Origin of the sequence: Streptomyces sp. NPDC101194 (genome assembly GCF_044767885.1) — a bacterium.
In the GTDB taxonomy this organism is placed as follows: Bacteria; Actinomycetota; Actinomycetes; order Streptomycetales; family Streptomycetaceae; genus Streptomyces.
Map to the genome: position 1 here is coordinate 216,642 of NZ_JBIWOS010000011.1, position 18,029 is coordinate 234,670.

An 18,029-nucleotide genomic window follows, 5' to 3' on the forward strand; every position below is an offset into this window, starting at 1 on the left:
CACTTTCTCCGTCCGCCGCCCGGAGCGGCGAACAGGGCTGCCCGCAGCCACTACGATCCGGCGTCATGAGCACTTCTGACCAGGACCAGGCCGTGGACACCCCGATAGCCGATCCGGAGGCCGCGTCGAAGACGGCTCCCGGGACTGTTCCGGAGGCCGTTCCCACGACAGCTCCCGAGACTGTTCCGGAATCTGCTTCGCGGAAGCTCGCGCACCCGGTTCCCGGGACCGCGGCAAAGACCGCTGCCGAGACCGCCCCCGCGGCCGGTCCGGAGGCCGCCGACGAGGCGGCGGAACGTCGACTGACACCGCGCCAGGCGAGACGGCTGCGCATCGTCCTCTCGTCGATCGGCATGGCGGCGATGGCGGTCGTTCTCGCGCTGCGCATCGCCAGCCGGTCGTCCGTGCTGGTGGTCGGGGTCTACGGGCTCGCGCTGATCCTGTGCGGGATCGTGATCGAGCTCAGCAGGAACGGCCGTACCAGGCTCGGCAGTTGGCTGCTGGCCGTCGGGCTGCTGGCGGCGATCGGCTCGGACTGGCTGCTCATTCCCTGACACATGGTCAGGACATTGCGATCCGCACGGTCGGGCCGTGCGGATCGACCCGGTCGAGCCAGTCGGCGCGCAGATGGAACGGGCGGCCCGGCACGGCGGGCAGCAGCAGCCGCTGCCGGTGGAGTTCGCGGCCGCCCTGTCGGACGACGAGCAGCGGCGAGGCCGGCCTCCGGGCGGTGCGCAGGGTGAAGCGGCCACGGAGCGGGATGTCGCCACCGGGGCCGACGAGATTGGGTGCGATCCACTGCAGCGGGGCGTCGACCGCCAGCGAAGGCCGGTCCGAGGGCCAGGCATCCCCGGCCAGATGACGCAGTACGGGGACGGCGGCGGCCCGTCCCTCGGCCGACGCGACGCCGGCCCGCTCCACACCGTGCAGCAGATTGCCGACGGCGAAGACGCCCGTCCCGGTCGTGCGGTACGACGCGTCGTGGGCGGGCCCGCGGGTGCCGGGGTCCAGCGTGACCGCGCCGCGTCTGGCCAGTTCGTGGTCGGGGATCCAGTCCGCCGTGAAGACCACGGTGTCGCAGCGCAGCGTCGTGGTCCGGCCGTCGTGATGCCGCAGCGCGACTCCGGTGAGCCGTTCCCGCCCGGTCAGACCGGTGACCGTGGCGTGGGTGAGGAGCGGGGTGCGGTCCCGGAGCCGGGTCGGTGCGAGGGGACCGGACGGCGGCCGGTCGGTGACCATGGCGACGACATCCAGGCCGGCGACGCGCAGCGTGTCCGCCGCGGCACGGCTGACGGGCTCGTCGCCGATGACGACCGCACGGGTGCCGATCCGCTGTCGGTGGAGGTGGACGGCCTGCTGGAGTTCGCCGGTGGTGTAGACGCCGGGCGGACGGGTGCCGGGCACGAGGCGGGCGCTGCGCGGGCGTTCACGGGCCCCGGTGGCGAGAACGACGGCGCGGGCGGTGATCCGCTCCAGGCCGGTCGGCGCGGTGGTGTCGACGGTCAGCGGCCCGGCCCAGCCGGTCACGGTCACGCCGGTGCGCAGGACGGCCCCGGCCCGTTCGGCCGCGGCCACACATTCCCGGGCGTACGCGGGTCCGGTGAGACCTCCCCGGGCGGTCCGGCCGCCGAAGCCGCCGTGGAGGCAGTGGCGCGGGATGCCGCCCGCGGTCTGTTCCCGCTCCAGGATCTCGACCCGGCCCGCGACGGACGCGGCGAGTTCGGCCCCGGCGCCGAGACCGGCCGGACCGCCCCCGACGACCAGAACGTCGACCGTGCGCTCGCGCCGGATCACGGGCGGGCCTCCTCGAACAGTGCGCGGACCGCGGCCCCGCAGTAGAACCCCTGGCAACGCCCGTTGCCCGCTCTGGTCCTGCGGCTCAGGCCGTCCCGGGAGTGCGGCGGGATCGTCGCGCCGAGGGCGTCCCTGATCTCGCCCGCGGTGACCCGCTCGCAATGGCAGACGATCGTGCCGTAGGCGGCGTCCCCGGCGATCAGTCCGGCGTCCTGGTACGGGCGTGGGAACGCCTCGCCGAGGTTGGGCATGGTGACGGGCGGCAGTTCGGACGGCACGCCGAGGTCGAGGCCCGATGCGCCGAGCAGTTCGACGACGTGTGCGGCGATGGCCATGGAAGCGGTGAGTCCGGTGGAGCGGATGCCGCCGACGGCGATGTAGCGCCGGTCCGGGTGGTCCTGAATGCGGTAGTCCTCCTGACCGGTGGCGGCGCGCAGTCCGGCGTACACGGCCGTGACCTCTTCGTCGAGCAGCGCGGGCAGGATGCGGCGGCCCCTCTCGCGCAGCAGCGCGATGCCGTCCGCGGTCGATCCGGTGGCGGTCTTGTCGTCGAGTTCCTCGGCGGTGGGGCCGAGCAGCACATTTCCGAAGACGGTCGGTGCGACCAGGACTCCCTTGCCCGCTGCGGTGGGCACGGGCAGGAGGATGTGGCTGACGAGGTCGCGGGCGAGTTTGTCGAAGACGATGAGCTGGCCGCGGCGTGGGGTGACGGTGAAGGCGTCGTGGCCGAGTTCCCGGTCGAGTTCGTCGGCGTGCAGTCCGGCGGCGTTGATCAGGTGGCGGGTGCGCAGCGGCCCTCGCGAGGTGCTGAGGGTGTGGATGTCGACGCCGCTGTCGATGTGCCGCACCCGGCAGTTGAGGTGCAGATGGACTCCGGCCCGCACGGCCTGGGTGGCGTAGGCGAGCGGCGTCGTCCACGGGCAGATGATGCTCTCGTCGGGGATCTCGAGCGCGCCGAGGGCGCCCGGCCCGAGAAGGGGTTCGCGGGCCCGCAGTTCTTCGGCGTCCAGGATGCGGGCCGCGTGGTGGTCGTTGCGTTCGGCCTTGGCCAACAAGGCGGGCAGCGCGGCCAGTTGTTCCTGGTCCCAGGCGACGAGGAGCGCGCCGACGCGTTCGACCGGGATGCCAGTCTCGGCGGCGTACGCGAGGAGCCTGCGCTGCCCCTCGCGTACGAGCCGGGCTTCCAGTGAACCGGGTACTGCGTCGAAACCGGTGTGCAGGATGGCCGTGTTGGCCTTCGACGTGCCGTTGCCGATGTCGTCCGAGGCTTCGACGAGGGCGATGCGCAGCCGGTAGCGCGCCAGTTCGCGGGCGATGGCGGTGCCGACGACACCCGCGCCGACGACGGTCACGTCGTAGACGGGTGGATCGGCCTGATCCGCCGACGGGATCCCCGGCAGGTCGGCGGGCAGGGCTCCGGCGGTGGTGATCGTGCGGTTCATCGCGTGACTCTCGTACGTATCAGGCATGGTCCAGCAGGGTCTGCACGGCGGCGCGGAATCCGGCGAGGCGTTCGGCCGCCTCGTCGGCGCCGATCCGGGGTTCGTACACGGCGGCGGGCTTCCATTCGGGTACGGCCTGTCGGAGCGGGAGCCGGGGGTCGAGGCCGAGGCGGGCGACGGCTCCGACGCCGAGTGCGGTGACATCCGGCAGCGCCGACACCTCGACGGGGCGTTGCAGCAGGTCGGCCTGGGTCTGCATGAGCAGTGCCGAGCGGGTCAGGCCTCCGTCGACTCGGAGCGAGGTCAGCGGGGAGCCCAGGTCGGTCGCGACCGCCTCGGTGAGTTCGACGACCTGTGCGGCGATGCCTTCGCACAGCGCACGCACCAGATGGCCCGCGGTGGTGTCGAGGCCGAGGCCGGTCACCGATCCGCGCAGGTCGCCGCGCCACCAGGGGGCGGCGAGCCCGGCGAGCGCCGGTACGAACGTGACGCCGCCGGAGCCGGGGACGCCGGCACCGATCGCGTCGAGGTCCGCCGCACCCGAGATCACCCCCAGGCCGGTGAGCCAGTCGACGGCGGACGCGGCGGTGTAGACCTGTCCGTCGAGGCAGTAGCTGGTACGGCCGCCGAGCCGCCAGGCGACGCAGCTGACCAGTCCGGTCGACCCGCGGCGGGGCGTCGGACCGGTCTGGGCGAGCAGGAAGGCGCCGGTTCCGTAGGTGCACTTGGCGTTGCCGGGGTCGAGTGCGTTCTGGGCGAGCAGGGCGGCCTGCTGGTCGACGAGGAGTCCGGTCAGCGGGAGTTCGCCGCCGAAGGCGGTCGTGGTGCCGACGGTGCCGTCGGAGTCGACGACGGCCGGGAGGCGCTCGTCACCGAGGCCGAAGACGTCCAGGGCCTCGGGTGACCAGCCGACCCGGTCGAGGTCGAGCAACTGGGTGCGTCCCGCGGTCGCCGCGTCCGTGACGAACGCGCCGGTCAGCTGATGGACGAGCCAGGAGTCGCTGGTGGTGACCACGCCCTCACGGGTCAGCTCGCGCCGGATCCAGGCCATCTTGGGGGCGGCGAAGTACGGATCGAGCGGCAACCCGGTGAGGCGGGTCAACTCCTGCTCGTGCGCGGCGAGTTCCGCACAGACGGGTGCGGAGCGCCGGTCCTGCCAGACGATGGCCTCGGTGAGGGGCCGCCCGGTGTCCGGATCCCAGGCGAGCACCGTCTCGCCCTGGTTGGCGAGTCCGACGGCGGCCACCGGCTCGCCCGCTTCGCGCAACGCCCGACGCCCGGCCTCGACGACCGAGCCGAGCAGTTCGGCGGGGTCGACCTCGACCGCCCCTCCGGCGCCATGAAGCGGCCGCACGGGCACCGAACCGGAACCGATCACGCCACGCTCCGGGCAGACCACCAGAGCCTTCGTTCCCGACGTGCCCTGGTCCACCGCGAGTACCGGGCCTGTCATCGACACTCCAGTCGTGCGAAAGCTCTACGGCTTGAACGGAATCGTGATCATTGGTCTCCGCCGCCCAGAGTGGTGCAGACCACCGCGTACGTCAAGGGCCGTCCGGGTGCACGTCCGGAACCGTCGGATGCTGATCAACGTCCGTACGGATCAATCGACTTGAGTAAGATCCGCGAATCGGTCCGGAGTTCGGGGCAACTGGCCTTACACTCACCGCCGAGCAACAACCGGACGTTTGCAAGCAGTTCGGTCTTCAACATCTGCTTCACCCCCCACGCCCTTGAGGATTGATGACACCGACACCCCCTCCCGAGCCCCGAGACCTCGAATCCCGGGCCTTCCGCTTCCGCACGGGTTCCATGCCACCGCCGGGCTGCGTGACGTGCTGAGAAGATCTCCCGTCCGTCGCACCCCGTCCGGCCGCACATGGGCAGGGCGTGTCCATGGCCAACAGTGAATTCCGGCCCGTCTACCACCCGGCCGGCCATGACAACGAATTGCGTGTCGCGTTACAGGATCTGCGCACCGGGCGCTGGCTTTCCATGCGCGACCTGCTGGAGCGTACGCCGGACTGGACCCTGTGGACGCAACGCACCCAGGTGCTCGGGGCCATCGCCGCCGGCTCGGACGCGGTGCAGGCCTGGCTGGCCGAGGAGCCGCGGAGTGTCGCCGCCTCCGTGATGCACGCACGGGTCGTCGTGGAGCGGGCCGTGCGGGCCCATCGCGAGGGCCATCACCGTGCGCAGGAGCTGTGGCAGGAAGCCTGGGGAGCCTGCCGGACGGCCGCACACACCTCACCCGCCGACCCGGTGCCCTGGGTGTGCCTGCTGGCCCTGTCGCAGTTGGACGAGCACCAGCAACTGGAGGAGCACCGGCTGCACCCGCCGGGGCCGATGCTCTTCCCCGGCCCGTGGGGACTGCTGGCGGAGGCCGACAAACGGGACCCGTACAACCGCGAGGCCTACCACCGGATGCTCCAGTTCGTGTACGCGCGGAAGGCCGGAGGATCGCTCTCGGAGGCGGTCAACTTCGTTCAGTGGGCGGCCTCTTCCGCTCCCGACGGATCCGCGCTGCACGCGCTGCCCCTGTACGTGCGGGTCGAGCGCTACCGGCGTGAGCACGGGCACGAAAAGGCCCTGGATCTCCACTGGGTCACCGAGGACGCGGAGCGGGACGCGGCTCGGGCCCTGGAGCTCTGGTTCCGTCGCACGCCCCCGATCTCCCATTCCCTGCTGGACCTGAACCATCTGGCCCACGCCCTGTGGGGGGCCCTCCAATTCGCCGACGCCGCACCGGTGTTCCGGGAACTCGGGCCCTATTTCACCTCCGTTCCCTGGGTGTATCGCACACGGGACCCCAAGGCCCCCGGTGGCGCAGAGGAAGTCTTCCTGCGTGCGCGCAGCCGCTGCCTCGCGGTGACCCGCGACCCCGGACGGGGGCCGCACGGCTGAGCCATGGCGCCGCGCGCCGGGCCGCCTCCCCGTTCCGGACCGACCGCTTTCCTTCCCGTCCCCATCACTCCTCATGGAGGTTTTCCCATGTCCATATCCACCCCGACCCAGTCGGGTGCGGAGGCCATCCCGCCGAAGGACGAGGAGGAGCGGCTTCGTGAACTCGGCTATCAGCCCGTGCTCGCCCGACGCATGGGCGGCTTCGGCAACTTCGCCATCAGCTTCTCCGTCATCTCCATCCTGTCCGGCTGCATGACCCTGTACGGCTTCGGCATGTCCACCGGTGGTCCGGCGGTGATGCTCTGGGGCTGGGCCGGTGTCGGGCTCTTCGTGCTCTGTGTGGGCATGGCACTCGCCGAGGTCACCAGCGCCTACCCGACCTCGGGAGCGCTCTACTACATGGCCGACCGGCTCGGCGGCCGCAAGTGGGGCTGGTACACCGGCTGGCTGAATCTGCTCGGTCTGCTCGGTGCGATCGCCGGTATCGACTACGGTGCCGCGCTGTTCACCGGTGCGCTGATGAATCTGCAGTGGGGATTCACCCCCACACCGGGCAAGACGATGATCATCTTCCTCTGCATCCTGCTGCTGCACGCCGTGCTGAACCTCTTCGGTGTCCGCCTCGTCAGTGTGCTCAACTCCATCAGTGTGTGGTGGCATCTCGCCGGTGTCGCGGTCATCGTCGTCGTGCTGGCGGTCGTGCCGTCGCACCACCAGTCGCCCTCGTTCGTCTTCACCGAATTCGTCAACGACACGGGCTGGCACAATCCGTTGTATGTGGCGGCGATCGGTCTGCTCCTCGCCCAGTACACCTTCTGCGGCTACGACGCCTCCGCCCATCTGTCGGAGGAGACCTCGAACGCCTCGGTGACGGCCGCCAAGGGCATCGTCCGCGCGATCTGGGTCTCCTGGGTCGCCGGATTCGTGCTGCTCGCCGGGCTGACCTTCGCGATCCAGGACTACGCGGGCACCCAGAACAGCGCGACCGGGGTGCCTCCGGCCCAGATCCTGATCGACGCGCTGGGCACCTCCGGAGCCACGGCCCTGCTGCTGATCGTGATCGCGGCCCAGCTGTTCTGCGGCAACGCCGAGGTCGCCGCCGCCAGCCGGATGGTGTTCGCGTTCAGCCGGGACAACGCCCTGCCGGGCTCGGCGCTGTGGCGCAAGGTGAGCGCCAGCACCCAGACGCCGGTCAACGCGGTATGGCTGTCGGTCGTCGTCGCCGGCGTGCTGGCGCTGCCGTCGCTGTACTCCGCCACGGCGTACGGCGCGGTGACCGCGATCAACGTCATCGGCATCACGCCCGCCTACGCGATCCCGATCTTCCTGAAGCTGCGCTCCGGTGGCCGGTTCGAGCGCGGGCCGTGGCACCTGGGCCGCTGGAGCAAGCCGATCGGCTGGATCGCCGTGGTGTGGGTCGCCATCGTGACCGTGCTGTTCCTGCTCCCCCAGTCGTCCCCGGTGACGGTCGACTCGATGAACTACGCGTCGATCGCGCTGGTCGCCGTGCTGGTTCTGGCCACCGTCTGGTGGTTCGTCGCACGTCGTTCGTACAGCACGCCGTCCGCGTACGGGAACGCACGCGAGCAGGCGGAGATCGAGGAAGGCATCGTCTGACCCGGCCCCGCCCACGCCTTGTTCCCAGCCCTCCCCGGTCGCAGCGAGCAGCTGTCGGGGAGGGCTGAGGCGTGTTCGCGACGGTGGTACGGATCGTCGTGTGCGCTCAGCGCAGGAGCAGCTGGAGTCCGCCGAGGACGGTCGCGCCGATGACCAGTTGCTCGAAGAGCCGCTGGTTGGCTGCGGCAGCCAAAGACAGTCGGCCGTCGGCAGCTCCACCGCCGCCTCGCCCGGGAGCACCGGAACGTCGCCCAGGTCGTCGGGTGAGGCCCGTCGTTCCGATCACGCCGGACTCGCGTGCCCCGGCACCGCGCCGCGCCGCGCCGTCGTCGATCGCCAGGACCCCGCCACGACTTCCTCCTCCGCCTCGCGAACACGGCACCGGCGCCCCTCACCCGATCCGGCCCGACCCGGACGAAAGGCCCCGGGCGCCGTCGGGCAAAGCCGGCATGCGCTCTCCGAGGCAGGCGAGGCCCAGGGAACGATCCACGCCCGTGGACAGCGCCGGGGCGATCGCTATGCTGCGACGCGAACGCTCACAGGAAGCGCTCAAACGAACAACACGCGGCGGTACGGCGAGGGGGCCAACAGCATGCGGGAGCCGGTCGAACTCAGGCGACAACGAATCCTGTCCGTGGTGGAGTCGCGCGGCGCCGTCAGGGTCGGCGTGCTCGCGGCCGAGCTGGATGTCTCGGTGGTCACGATCAGGCGGGACGTCGAGGAGCTCGCCCGGGCCGGACGGCTGCGGCGGGGGCACGGGGTGGCCCGGCCGGTCGGGGAGGCGCAGCCGCCCGCCGCGGTGCCCGCGTCGCGGGGCGAGGACCCCGCCGAACAGGGCGGGGCGGTGGCTCTGGTCGTACCGGAACGGCATTCGTACCTGTACGAGACCCTGCACGGCGCCCGGAGCGTTCTGGAGGAGTCCGGCATGCGCATCGCCCTGCACATCGCACCCCAGGCGGCAGGCGCCGAACGGCCACTGGTGGAGCGGGCACTGGCGGACGGGGCACGCGGGCTGCTGATCGCGCCGCGCTGGCGCAACGCGCGCTCGGAGGAACTGGACTACGGATGGCTCGCGAACGTGGGCGTGCCGACCGTGCTCATGGAGCGGCGGCCCCGGCCGGGCAGCGCGCTGCACGCCCTCGACTCCGTCTGTTCCGACCACTGGTACGGGACGCACCTCGCCGTCGAGCACCTGGTGTCGCTGGGGCATCGCCGCATCGTGCTGGCCGCCCGTGACGACAGCCCGACGGCCCGCAGCATCCGTGCGGCGTTCGCCGAGATCGCCGCGGCGCACACGGAGGTGGAGGACTGGTCGGTGGTGCTGAGTTCCCCGGCGGCCGTGCCCGGCCCCGATCCCGGCTCCGTCGGCTCGGGAGCCGTCGCGCCACGGGACCCCGCGGCCGATGCCCGTACCGGCCTCGACCTCGCGGCGCTGTTGCGGGAGCGGGGGGCCACGGCGGCCGTGCTGCACGGCGACATCGATGCGTTGATGCTGGTGCAGCGGCTGGCGGAGAGCGGTGTCGAGGTGCCGCGCGACTGCTCCGTGGTGGCGTACGACGATGTGGTCGCGGCCCTCGGCAGCACGCCCCTGACCGCGGTCGCGCCACCGAAGACGGAGATCGGACGCGCCGCCGCGGAGCTGCTGCTCCACAGGCTGTCCGGGGCTGTCGGCGCGCGTGGACCCGTGCGCCGGACGGAGTTGCTGCCCACGCTCAAGGTGCGCGGATCCGCGCAGGAGAGGATCCCTTCCACGGAATGAGCGTTTGACCGCTTTCATTTTCTTCTGAGCGATCTATTGACCAGTACCGATCAGCCGATCAGGATTCCCCGTGACCCCCAATCAGGAGCCGCGGGAGGCGCACATGCCCGGTCGACAGAGCCGTCGATCCGTGCCCGCCACGATCGCCGCCCTGCCTCTGACGGACGCGCCGAGCGCCTGTGGCGGCAGCGGCGGTTCATCGGGGTCGGGCAGCAGGAGCAACACCGGCTTCACAGGCACCACCGGCAGCGGGGCCGGGAAGAACACCACGCGCATCACCTTCCGGTCCGCCCTGCGCGGCAGTCAGGAGGTCCTGGACGCGTTCAACCACAGCCACGACGCCGCCCGGGTCGGCTTCCAGCAGATCTCCACGGGCGGCCGGGGTGGTCACGCCGAACTCAGCGACGCCGCACGGGCGGGCAACGCGCCCGACGTGGCGACGACCGAGTGTCCCCAGGTGCCCGGCTTCGCGATCGACGGGGTCGCCCGTGGGATCACCGACATGGTCGGCGACGACCTGCGCGCCGCGCTGCTGCCGCAGGCGCTCGCCCTCACCACCTGCGACAAGCGCGTCTCCAGCGTTCCGCCGGACGTCGAACCGATGGTGACGCACGACCCCGCGCGGAAGGGCGGGTGGGCCGTCGCACCGCTGCCCCGGTGGAAGGGGGAGACCCGCCGTGATCACGGGCTCGCTGCTCGCGGTGCTGCCGCTGATCCTCGCCTTCGCCCCGCTCCAGCGGTTCCGGAAGTCGGGGCTCACCGCGGGCGCGGGCGAGCAGCCGCGCCACCGTCCTCGTCCCCGACCAGGAGAGAGATGCCCAGTACCCACACCACCCCACCCGCCGGCCGGAACCGACCGCGCGCCGCCGTCGCCATGAAGCCGGACGCCGCGACCGCCCTCCTCGACGCCCGGTCCCTGGCCGCGCTCGGCGAGGTGTGCGACCTCGCTCCGCCGCCCGTTCTCGACGACTTCACCACCGATCGGGCCCGCGCCACTCTGGCGGATGCGGAGCTCCTGGTCACGGGCTGGGGCTGTCCGCCGCTCGACGAGGCGGCCCTGGCGGCGGCACCGCGGCTGCGCGCCGTCGTGCACACCGCGGGCAGTGTCCGCGGACACATCACCGAGGCCTGCTGGGACCGCGGCATCGAGGTGTCGTCGGCTGCCGCCGCCAACGCGCTGCCGGTCGCGGAGTACACCGTCGCGATGGTCCTCCTCTCCGGCAAGCGGACCCTGGAACGGGCCCGTGCCTACCGCACGGAACGCCGGCGCGACAACTGGCTCGCCACCGCGACCGAGGTCGGCAACTACGGCCGTACCGTCGGCGTCCTGTCCGCCTCGATGATCGGACGACGCGTCATCGAGCTGCTGCGACCGTACGACCTGCCGGTCCTGCTCCACGACCCGTACGTCTCCGAGGAGGAGGCCGCGGCGCTCGGCGTCCGGTCCGTCGGCCTCGGTGAACTGTTCGCGCACAGCGACGTGGTGAGCGTGCACACCCCCCTGCTGCCGGCCACCCACGGGCTCGTCAGCCGTGAACTGCTCACCTCGATGCGTACGGACGCCGTGCTCATCAACACCGCACGGGGCGCCGTGATCGACCAGGACGCGCTCGTCGACGTGCTCCGGCAGGACCGGATCCGGGCGATCCTCGACGTCACCGTGCCCGACTCGCTGCCCCCCGCACACCCCCTCTGGGAGTGCGACAACGCCCTCATCACCCCGCATCTCGCAGGCTCACAGGGAAACGAGTGGCGGCGACTGGTCGATCTGGCGGTCGGTGAGGCCGGCCGCTGGGCCGCGGGCGACGGATTCGCCCATCCCGTACGACGCGAAAGGCTGGCATTCCTCGCATGACCGCACCCCATCCGGTCTCCTCTCTCCGACTACCCGCCGAAGACCGGGCGTTGAGCCCGCACACCGGCTACACCCGTGCGCACTGGGAGGGTGCGGCGGACGGACTGCTCAAGGCGGCCTGGCAGTGGGCCACACCGGGCGGCGCACTGCTGGACCTGCCGGGCCGGCCGTCCGCCTCCGGGGTGCGCTCCGACGGGCTGGAGGGGTACGCGCGTACGTTCCTCGCCGCCGCCTTCCGGGTGGCGGGCGCGGACGGCAAGGACCCCCACGGCTGGCTCGACCGGTACGCGGGCGGACTCGCGGCCGGAACCCTCACCCCCGGCCGCGACGACACCGAGTCCTGGCCGTTGATCCGTGACCACACCGTGTTCGGCCAGCCCATGGTCGAGTCGGCCTCGGTCGCCATCGGTCTGCGGCTGACCCGGCCATGGCTCTGGGACCGGCTGGAGTCCGGGGTCCGGGACCGTGCCGAGGAGTGGCTGCGCGGCGCGCTGCGCCACACCCCCTCGCCCAACAACTGGTACCTGTTCCCCTACTCCGTGGCCGCGTTCCTGGAGTCCGTGGGCCGTGGGGACGCGGAGACGGCCCGCGCGAAGGAGCGCGCCCTCGGCCTGCTGGAGGGCTGGTACCGCGGCGACGGCTGGTACGCGGACGGCGACGGCCGCGCCTTCGACCACTACAACGGCTGGGCGCTGCACCTCTACCCCGTGCTGGACGCCCATCTGTCGGGCGACACGGAGCTGTCCGCGCACTACGGTTCCCGGCTGCGCGAGCATCTGGAGGGCTACTCCCTGCTGTTCGGCGGCGACGGCGCGCCGATCCACTTCGGCCGCTCGCTCACCTACCGTTTCGCGGCGGCCTCGTCGGTGGCGCTCGGCTCCATCACCGGGCACACCCCGCTCACACCGGGCGCCTCGCGGCGGGTGATCAGCGGATCGCTGCGCTACTTCCTGGACCGGGGCGCGACCGGTACGGACGGGCTGCTGAGCCTGGGCTGGCACGGCCCGCACGAGGCGTCGCTGCAGAACTACTCGGCGCCCGCGTCGCCGTACTGGGCGTCCAAGGCCTTCGTGTCGCTGCTCGCCCCGGACGGCCATCCGCTGTGGACCGCGACCGAGGAGCCCGCGCCGAGCGAGGGCACCGACCGGGTGCTCGCGCTGCCCGCGCCGGGCCTGCTCGTCCAGTCCACCCGGGCGGACGGGATCGTACGGCTGCACAACCACGGCAGCGACCATGTGCGCGTGCACGAGGGCGAGTCCGGGGTGGCGGACGACCCGCTGTACAGCCGTCAGTCCTACTCCACGGTGACGGGTCCCACGGCGAAGGCCAACCCGGCGGACAACCACCTGGCCGTGGTGGTCGCCGGAACGCGCAGCAGCCGTCGCTCCATCCGCCCGCTGGGCGCCGGCGGCGGCGACGGCTGGGGCTGGGCCGCCTCCTGGCACCGACCGGTGTTCTCCTCCGGTGCGCCGATGGTGCCGGGGATGCGGGTGGAGAGCGTCACCGTGGCACGCGCCCGCTACGAGCTGAGGGTGCACCGGGTGCTCGGCGCGCCCGCCGGCGCCCGGGTGGAGCAGACGGGCTGGGCGACCGGCCCCGACGACACACTGACCTCCGCACTGCACGGGCTGCATGGCTGGGGGCCCCAGGACGGGGTACGGGCCCCGCAGGGCACGGCGTACACGCGCTGGGCGGTGGTGCCCCGGCTGTCGGTGGACGCGGAGGGCACGACGGTGCTGGTCGCGCTGGCCTCGCTGACCGCGGAGCCCGACCCCGGGCCGCTGGACGCGGTGGTGGACGGGGTCCGGGTGAACGGGGGCACGGTGGAGGTCCGCTGGGCCGAGGACGGCACGCCGACCTCGACGGTCGACAGATCGACGACGCACACATGCAGGTCGGGAACGAGGGACAACGCCCGCCGCCCCTGGTCGGGCGAGCCGTCCAGGAAGATCGTGCCCGTCTCGGCGCAGCTGACGGCCGAGGCGGTGACGACCCCGTCCAGCGCGTCGAGGCGGGGCGCAGGGACGGCGGCGGAGTCCTGCTGGACCTCGCCGTCGTAGGTGCCGAGCCAGGCCGGGTCGAGTCCGGCCGGCACACCGATCCGTCGGGCCCCACGCTCCCGCAGCGCCTCGGCGACGGCGTCCGCCGTGCGGTCGGCGGTACAGGTGCGTACATGGGCCTTGTAGTCGACGAGCCGGTCGGTGAGGAGTTCCAGTCTCTCCTCGTCGGGAAGGGTGCGGCCGGTGCGGTAGGCACGGGGGACGACGGTGTCCTGGGCGGGGGCGAGGGCCAGGGCGTCCTTGATCCTGCCCAGCACCGTTTCACGAGCGGTCGTCACTTCTCCCCGTCCTTCCGGCTCTTCCCGTACTCGTCGGTGGCGGCCCGCATCGTCGCGGCGCCCTCGGCCGATGCCAGCCAGGAGCGGAAGGTCTGCTTCGGCGGCGCGGCTGTGTCGCGGCTGTCGCTCCATCCGTCGAACGGCGGCGGCAGATGGGAGATCTTCCCGTCCCGCCCGGCGACGACCCGGCCCAGGCCCGCTCCCTTCTGGGCGGCGGTGAACAGCTTCGGCCGCTTCATGACGGCGGCCGCGGCCTTCATGGCCAGTTTCTCCGCCGTCGTACCGGCCTGCTCGGTGTGCTGATGACGCAGCTCGACCAGCAGCGACGGGATGTCGATCTTGACCGGGCAGGCGTCGAAGCAGGCGCCGCAGAGGCTGGAGGCGTACGGCAGCGAGCTGTTCGGATCGTCCTTGGCCGCGTGCATGCCGGCGAGCTGCGGGGTGAGGACGGCGCCGATCGGCCCGGGGTACGTGGATCCGTACGCATGGCCGCCGGCCCGTTCGTACACCGGGCAGACGTTGAGACAGGCCGAGCAGCGGATGCAGTTGAGCGCCTCGCGCCCGATCCGGTCGGCGAGCGCCGCGGTGCGTCCGTTGTCGAGCAGGACCAGATGGAAGTCCTGCGGTCCGTCGCCGGGTGTCACCCCGGTCCACATCGAGGTGTAAGGGTTCATGCGCTCCCCGGTGGAGGAGCGCGGCAGCAACTGCAGGAACACGTCGAGGTCCTGGTAGCGCGGCAGCACCTTCTCGATGCCCATGACGGTGATCAGGGTGTCGGGCAGGGTCAGACACATACGGCCGTTGCCCTCGGACTCCACGACGCAGAGGGTTCCGGTCTCGGCGATCCCGAAGTTGGCGCCCGAGACAGCCACCTTGGTCGTCATGAACTTCTCGCGCAGATAGGCGCGGGCCGCGGCGGCGAGATGCGCGGGTACGTTGTCGAGGCCCGGATCGACGCCGGGGATCTCCTTGAGGAAGATCTGCCGGATCTCGTCGCGGTTGCGGTGGATGGCGGGGACGAGGATGTGCGACGGCTTGTCGTGCGCGAGCTGGACGATCAGCTCGGCGAGATCCGTCTCGTACGGGGTGATGCCGACCGATTCGAGGTGCTCGTTGAGGCCGATCTCCTGGGTGGCCATCGACTTGACCTTGATGACGTCGCGGCTGCCCGTCGCCTTGACCAGCCGGGCGACGATCTCGTTGGCCTCGACTCCGTCACGCGCCCAGTGGACGGTGCCGCCCCGCTCGGTGACCTCGCGCTCCAGTTGTTCCAGGAGTTCGGGGAGCCGGTTCATGGTGTCGGTCTTGATGGCCGAGCCGGCGTCGCGCAGTTCTTCCCAGTCGGGCAGTTCGCCGGTGACGTTCAGGCGTTTGGCGCGGATCGTGCGGGTGGCCCGGCCGAGGTTGCGGCGCAGTTGTTCGTTGCGCAGTTCGTCGTGGGCGGCGGCGGGGAACGTCCGGTCGCCACGCAGATTGCCCGTTCCGTACGGGGAACGGGGCGGGGTCGCGGGCATGCCGAGGAAGGTGCTGCTCATCGGACGGCCTCCGTCGGGACGTACGGCGAGGTGCGGGTGGCGGAGAGGATCTGCGCGAGGTGCAGGGTGCGGGTGCCCGAGGCGATACGGGAGAGCCCGCCGCCGATGTGCATCAGGCAGGAGGAGTCCCCCGCGGTGCAGACATCGGCCCCCGTGGTGGCGATGTTGCGCATCTTGTCCTGAAGCATGGCCGTCGACGTCTCGGCGTTCTTGACGGCGAAGGTGCCGCCGAATCCGCAGCAGGAGTCGGCTTCGGGCAGCTCGACGAGGTCGATGGAGTCGACGGCGCGAAGCAGCTTCAGCGGCTTGTCGCCGACGCGGAGCATGCGCAGGGAGTGACAGGTGGGGTGGTAGGTCACCCGGTGCGGGAAGTAGGCACCGACGTCGGTGACGTCCAGGACGTCGACGAGCAACTCCGACAACTCGTACGTCTTGGCCTTGACGGTGGCGACACCCGCGCGCAGCGCCGCGTCCCCGTACCGCTCCGCGACGATCTCGTGCTGGTGGCGGACCGAGCCCGCGCACGATCCGGACGGCATGACGACGGCGTCGATCGTGGCGTCACCGAACTGCTCGGCGAAATTCCGTACCAGGGGAACGGGTTCGCGCTGGTATCCGGTGTTGACGTGCATCTGGCCGCAGCAGGTCTGCCCGGGCGGGAACACCACGTCATGGCCCAGTCGGGCGAGCAGGACCGCGGTCGATTTCACCGCCTCGGGGAAGAGCGTGTCTCCCAGACAGGTGGCGAAGAGTCCGATGCGCATGGGTCTCTCCGATCTTTTCTGCATTTATATGGTCCGACCATACTAGCCTCGGTCCGAAACATGAAGGATGCGGCGCACGGAGTGGCGACGAGGCCAGAGAGTCATATGCATGACAAGTTGCGCCCGAGGGGCATCGCCGGCGCGTGCGGCCCGCCCTCAGAGACGCTCCGTGTTCTCGTCGACCAGCGTGCCGTGGAGGCTGCGGATGTGCCGCTCGACCAGGTCGGCGGCCTTCTCGCCCTTGCCCGCGCGCACCAGCCGCAGGAGTTCGGCGTGTTCCGCGTTGAGCGCGGCGGCCGTGGCCGGCCAGTCCTCGGCCCGCTCCAGGGCGCGCAGGATCAAGGGGCGCACCGACTCGCGTACAGCGGAGGTGAGCGTGGAGGTCAGCGCGTTGCCGGAACCGCGCGCGAGGTGAACGTGGAAGCGGGTGTCCAGGTCGTTGAACTCGGGCACCGCGACATCCGGCTCCCCCATCCGCACGACCAGGGTCTCCGCCTCGTCGAGGTCTTCCTCCGAGGCATGCCGTGCGGCCGCCTCGAAGCTGGACCTCTCCAGCACGACACGCGCCTCCAGGACGTCCTGGAGGCTGTAGCTCCCCAGAGCGAAGTGCAGACGCAGCAGCCGCCCGAGGGCGTCGTCCGGGTTCCGCACGATCCGCGCCCCGGCATCCGGCCCCCGGCCGGGCTGGGCGACCAGCACACCGATGGTCTCCAGCACACGCAGCGCCTCGCGCAGCGCGGACCGGCTCACCCCGAGCACCGGAGCGAGTTCCCGCTCGGGAGGCAGCCGGTCGCCGGCCCTCAGCTCCCCGGCGAACACCCGCTCCTCGATGCTCCGGAGCACGAGTTCATGCGTACGGGACTGCCGTACGGGTTGCCACTCGACGGGCATCCCGTCACCCCCTGCCTCGACCGGAATCGTCCGGTGTCGTCTTGTCTGCCGCCGATCTTCAACTATGTCACACATCACGTATGGTCGGACCAAACTGCTGAGGAAGCACGTACCTGCCCGGCGGTCGCGCTCGGGCGCGGTCCGCCGACGACGACCTCGCCACCACGGTGTCGGGCCGCGCGCCGGACCGCGCCCGTGCGGTTCCCCGCTGTCGCATGATGCGACCGCCGTTCAGTCGTCGAAGGAACCGTGCCGACCGGCGCCGCCGCCGAACCGGTCCGCGCCGGTCTGCGTCTCCCCCGCCATGAGCGGCACCAGGCCGTGCCGGTACTCCCCCGCCAGAGCCTCCGGCTCGCTCAGACCGTGCTGCTCCCTGACCGAGAGCCGGTCGTGACGCAGGCACAGTTGGGGGAACGCGGCGATCTCCCGGGCGAGCCGCTCCGCCGCGCGCCGGGCCTCGCCGGTCGGCACGATCCGGTTGACGAGCCCCATGGCACAGGCCTCGGGCGCCGGAACGGGGCGCCCGGTGAGAATCATGTCCATGGCCCGGCTCTCGCCGATGAGGCGCGGCAACCGTACGGTTCCGCCGTCCACCAATGGCACTCCCCAGCGGCGGCAGAACACTCCGAACACCGCGTCGTCCTCCGCCACGCGCAGATCGCACCAGAGGGCCAGTTCGAGTCCCCCTGCCACGGCATGCCCCGAGACCGCCGCGATGACGGGCTTGCTCAGGCTCATACGGGTCGGACCCATCGGCCCGTCGCCCTCGGCCCGGACCTCGTTGCCGCGCTCCGTACCGATGCCTTTCAGGTCGGCACCGGCGCAGAACGTACCTCCCTCGCCCCACAGCACGGCGACGGCCGCATCCGGGTCGGCGTCGAACTCGCGGAAGGCGGCGGCCAGCAGATCCGCCGTCGGACCGTCCACGGCGTTGCGGACCTCGGGCCGGCTGAGGACCACCGTGAGGACGGGGCCGTCGCGTTCGATCCGTACCGCAGGTGTCTCACTCATCGTCGCCCTCCACAGGGGTCACGCGGGTCCCGGCGGAGGATCTTCCCGACCGGGGAGTACGGGATGGTGTCCACGAAGCGCACGTCCTTCGCAGCCTGTTCCGGCCACCCGCGCACACG

12 protein-coding genes and 3 pseudogenes are annotated in these 18,029 nt (G+C 71.6%); 7 read left to right on the forward strand and 8 right to left on the reverse strand.

Annotation, left to right across the window (positions count from 1 at the left end; genetic code table 11):
* The first annotated feature begins 65 nt into the window (after positions 1 to 65).
* Complete coding sequence (locus ACIRP2_RS32565) at positions 66 to 554, forward strand: hypothetical protein (protein WP_404256636.1); 489 nt, start codon at positions 66 to 68, stop codon at positions 552 to 554.
* Positions 555 to 561: 7 nt separating this feature from the next.
* Here the strand turns inward: ACIRP2_RS32565 and ACIRP2_RS32570 are convergent, their stop codons facing one another.
* From ACIRP2_RS32570 to ACIRP2_RS32580, 3 genes are read right to left on the reverse strand one after another with little or no spacing between them, the layout of a single operon-like run.
* Positions 562 to 1,794 (reverse strand): NAD(P)/FAD-dependent oxidoreductase, encoded by a 1,233-nt coding sequence (locus tag ACIRP2_RS32570; protein ID WP_404256638.1) that lies wholly within the window; start codon positions 1,792 to 1,794, stop codon positions 562 to 564.
* Positions 1,791 to 3,236, reverse strand: coding sequence for an NAD(P)/FAD-dependent oxidoreductase (locus tag ACIRP2_RS32575; RefSeq protein ID WP_404256640.1), 1,446 nt, complete (start codon positions 3,234 to 3,236; stop codon positions 1,791 to 1,793). Before ACIRP2_RS32575 ends, ACIRP2_RS32570 begins: the two co-directional genes overlap by 4 nt.
* Positions 3,237 to 3,255: 19 nt before the next feature.
* A complete protein-coding gene (locus ACIRP2_RS32580) occupies positions 3,256 to 4,689 on the reverse strand; it encodes an FGGY family carbohydrate kinase (protein ID WP_404256642.1) in 1,434 nt (477 codons plus the stop codon).
* Between the two features lie 443 nt (positions 4,690 to 5,132).
* Between ACIRP2_RS32580 and ACIRP2_RS32585 the strand changes: the two genes are divergently transcribed.
* From ACIRP2_RS32585 to ACIRP2_RS32610, 6 genes and pseudogenes are all read left to right on the forward strand, one after another.
* Entirely contained in the window at positions 5,133 to 6,140 is a 1,008-nt protein-coding gene (locus ACIRP2_RS32585; protein ID WP_404256644.1) for a hypothetical protein, read from the forward strand.
* A gap of 87 nt (positions 6,141 to 6,227) precedes the next feature.
* The gene (locus tag ACIRP2_RS32590) at positions 6,228 to 7,757 is read left to right on the forward strand and encodes an amino acid permease (RefSeq protein ID WP_404256646.1); all 1,530 of its coding nucleotides are present in this window, start codon (positions 6,228 to 6,230) and stop codon (positions 7,755 to 7,757) included.
* 592 nt (positions 7,758 to 8,349) lie between these two features.
* Complete coding sequence (locus ACIRP2_RS32595; RefSeq protein ID WP_404256647.1) at positions 8,350 to 9,516, forward strand: substrate-binding domain-containing protein; 1,167 nt, start codon at positions 8,350 to 8,352, stop codon at positions 9,514 to 9,516.
* A 671-nt stretch (positions 9,517 to 10,187) separates the two neighbouring features.
* Positions 10,188 to 10,286, forward strand: a pseudogene (locus ACIRP2_RS32600) (carbohydrate ABC transporter permease); the annotation flags it as partial.
* Positions 10,287 to 10,330: 44 nt separating this feature from the next.
* Positions 10,331 to 11,371, forward strand: a complete 1,041-nt coding sequence (locus ACIRP2_RS32605) for a hydroxyacid dehydrogenase (protein WP_404256804.1) — start codon at positions 10,331 to 10,333, stop codon at positions 11,369 to 11,371.
* Positions 11,368 to 13,230: pseudogene (locus ACIRP2_RS32610) on the forward strand (DUF2264 domain-containing protein); the annotation flags it as partial. The gene ACIRP2_RS32605 and the pseudogene ACIRP2_RS32610, both read left to right, overlap by 4 nt.
* On the opposite strand, the pseudogene ACIRP2_RS32615 reads toward ACIRP2_RS32610, so the two are convergent.
* The 5 genes and pseudogenes from ACIRP2_RS32615 to ACIRP2_RS32635 form a co-directional block, all read right to left on the reverse strand.
* Positions 13,206 to 13,709, reverse strand: a pseudogene (locus ACIRP2_RS32615) (lactate utilization protein C); the annotation flags it as partial. The pseudogenes ACIRP2_RS32610 and ACIRP2_RS32615 sit on opposite strands and share 25 nt — an antisense overlap.
* Complete coding sequence (locus ACIRP2_RS32620; RefSeq protein WP_404256649.1) at positions 13,706 to 15,244, reverse strand: LutB/LldF family L-lactate oxidation iron-sulfur protein; 1,539 nt, start codon at positions 15,242 to 15,244, stop codon at positions 13,706 to 13,708. The pseudogene ACIRP2_RS32615 and the gene ACIRP2_RS32620, both read right to left, overlap by 4 nt.
* Positions 15,241 to 16,008, reverse strand: a complete 768-nt coding sequence (locus ACIRP2_RS32625; RefSeq protein WP_404256651.1) for a (Fe-S)-binding protein — start codon at positions 16,006 to 16,008, stop codon at positions 15,241 to 15,243. The genes ACIRP2_RS32620 and ACIRP2_RS32625 overlap by 4 nt, the downstream gene beginning before the upstream one ends.
* A 156-nt stretch (positions 16,009 to 16,164) precedes the next feature.
* Entirely contained in the window at positions 16,165 to 16,899 is a 735-nt protein-coding gene (locus ACIRP2_RS32630) for a FadR/GntR family transcriptional regulator (protein ID WP_404256653.1), read from the reverse strand.
* A 231-nt stretch (positions 16,900 to 17,130) separates the two neighbouring features.
* Positions 17,131 to 17,910, reverse strand: a complete 780-nt coding sequence (locus ACIRP2_RS32635) for a crotonase/enoyl-CoA hydratase family protein (protein ID WP_404256655.1) — start codon at positions 17,908 to 17,910, stop codon at positions 17,131 to 17,133.
* Positions 17,911 to 18,029: the final 119 nt, after the last annotated feature.